General features: G+C 42.4%; 2 protein-coding genes. Both read left to right on the plus strand.

Annotation, left to right across the window (positions count from 1 at the left end; genetic code table 11):
* A partial coding sequence (locus KEM39_RS11390; protein WP_300991154.1) for an RHS repeat-associated core domain-containing protein occupies nt 1-470 on the plus strand: 470 nt, incomplete at its 5' end.
* 17 nt (nt 471-487) lie between these two features.
* Nucleotides 488-902 (plus strand): tetratricopeptide repeat protein (locus tag KEM39_RS11395; RefSeq protein WP_211710077.1); only part of this gene is annotated, 415 nt, incomplete at its 3' end.

The following is a 902-nucleotide window of genomic DNA, read 5'->3' on the forward strand; positions in this document are numbered from 1 at the left end:
CGCGCGAGATGACCGACATCCACGGCAATCTCTTGTGGTACGGCGAATACACCGCCTGGGGTCGTCTGAAAAAGGACGGGCGGGTTTACAAGGATGCGCATCAGCCGTTCAGACTGCAAAACCAGTACTTCGATGAAGAGACCGGGCTGCATTACAACCGGATGCGTTATTACGAGCCTGATACTGGACGTTTCATCAATCAGGACCCGATTGGGCTATTGGGTGGGGATAACCTTTATTCGTTTGTTCCGAATGCGCAGGAGTGGATTGACCCATTGGGTTTAATCAGACCACCAAGATCTGGTCGTTATTATGGGGCTAAGTCTCAGGCAGTACGGAAATGGATGCTTGACCCCAATAATTACCGATTGGAATACGGACCTGGTAATTGTTCTCGTGGAGCGAAAAGTAAAGAGCGTTATAAAAATCCCCATAAACCTAAAAATGGTAAGCTACCTAAAGGTTGTTAATCTAAGAAGGATAAATTATGTATTTAGACCAAGTAAATTATGAATTGAACAAAAAAATCAATGATTTTGTATGTAACTCAAATGACGCTACTATGCCGGAGGAAAGCATTGATATTCTAAAGCAGGCATGGGAACTTTTACCCAAACCAGCCACTCAATTCGTCGAGCCAACTTCGGCAATCGCCTGTGGTATTTCAGAAAATTATAAAAAATTAGGCGATTATCAAAAAGCCCTTGAGTGGATGTTAATTGCACTTGAGGCACGAAAAGATGAACCTGCAGCAGGTGTGTTCATATGGACAGGAATCGTTTATTATGAATTGGGCGATATGGAGAATGCCTATAAATATTTTGACCTAACTTATAATGAGCTACGCTACACACCTTTCTCTATGGAAGACAAAAAATATTGGCAATTTTATAAGCAACGTA

The sequence above is a fragment of the Neisseria sp. Marseille-Q1983 genome, from assembly GCF_018224585.1.
Taxonomy (GTDB): Bacteria; Pseudomonadota; Gammaproteobacteria; order Burkholderiales; family Neisseriaceae; genus Neisseria; species Neisseria polysaccharea.